Source organism: Microcoleus sp. S13C4 (genome assembly GCF_036700865.1).
Taxonomy (GTDB): domain Bacteria; phylum Cyanobacteriota; class Cyanobacteriia; order Cyanobacteriales; family Microcoleaceae; genus Microcoleus.
Genome location: NZ_JAUBPS010000166.1, coordinates 1 through 1,505 on the forward strand (window position 1 = coordinate 1; position 1,505 = coordinate 1,505).

Genomic DNA, 1,505 nt, shown 5'->3' on the forward strand with positions numbered 1-1,505 from the left:
ACCCTATCAATGGAGAATACGGCTGATGGATTGGTAGCAGAATGGGAATACAACTCGGATCTGTTTGATGAGACTACCATCGTTCGGATGGCGGAACATTTCCAGACCTTGTTGGAAGGAATCGTCGCCAATTCCAAACAGGCGATTTCAGAATTGCCTCTACTGACACCAGGAGAGCGACAGCAGCTATTAGTAGAGTGGAACAACACTGCTAAAGACTATCCCCAAGAGAAGTGCATCCATCAGTTGTTTGAAGAACAGGTGGAACGGACACCCGATGCCGTAGCAGTGGTGTTTGCAGAAAAACAACTCACCTATCGAGAGTTGAATGCCAAAGCCAATCAACTGGCAAATTATCTGCGCTCGCTGGGCGTGGGGTCAGAAGTGCTGGTAGGGATTTGTGTAGAGCGCTCTCTGGAGATGATAATCGGTTTGTTGGGCATCCTCAAAGCTGGCGGTGCTTACGTTCCGCTAGACCCTAACTATCCGTCTGAGCGCTTGGCTTTCATGCTAGAAGATTCGTCGGTTCCAGTTCTGCTCACCCAAGAGAAGCTAGTCGAGAAACTTCCCCAACACTCTGCGTGTGTTGTCTGCTTGGACTCGAACTGGGGAGAACTTGCTGTTGACAGCAAAGAAAACCCTTCCATCCCAGTGAAGCCAAAAAATTTGGCTTATGTTATCTACACATCAGGGTCTACAGGAAAACCCAAAGGCGTTTTAATCCAACATGAATCGCTAGTCAATTACACAACGGTTGCGAGTGCTGAATATGAAATAGACGAGTGCGATCGCATTTTACAGTTCTCCTCAATTAGTTTTGATGTTAGCGCTGAAGAAATCTATACCAGTTTGACATCGGGTGCCACGCTTGTCTTGCGTACCGATACAATGCTGGACTCCGTTGAGGGGTTTTTGCAAAAGTGCAAGAATTGGGAAATCACTGTAATGGCTTTGCCAACAGCCTACTGGCACGAACTGACCGCTTTCTTGACTCAAGAAACGGTGCTATTACCCCCATCCTTGCGCTTAATAATCATTGGCGGAGAAAAAGCACTGCCTGAACGACTGAAAACTTGGCTTGAGTGTGTGGGAGAGCGAGTTCGTCTGGTGAATAATTACGGCCCGACAGAAGCCACTGTGGGGGCCACGATATATGATTTATCGGTAGCGGACACGACATTGAAGGAGTTGCCGATCGGTCGTTCTCTGGGGAATGTCTGCACCTACATCTTAGATCAGAACGGACAGCCTGTTCCTATTGGCGTTCCGGGAGAGTTACACATCGGTGGTGCTGGTTTGGCACGGGGGTATCTCAACCGTCCTGAGTTGACCACTGAGCGGTTCATTCGCAACCCTTTTAATGACTCTCCCACTGAACGCCTTTATAAAACTGGAGATCAGGTTCGCTATCTGCCCGATGGTAATATTGAATACCTCGGTCGGATAGATGACCAAGTAAAGGTGCGCGGTTTTCGGATCGAACTCGGAGAAATTGAAGCAGCACT

At 48.4% G+C, this 1,505-nt stretch carries 1 protein-coding gene; it reads left to right on the plus strand.

Annotated elements, in window-relative coordinates; translation table 11 throughout:
• Positions 1–1,505, plus strand: a 1,505-nt coding sequence (locus QT996_RS28435) for an amino acid adenylation domain-containing protein (RefSeq protein ID WP_333050849.1), incomplete at both ends; no start/stop codon positions are given.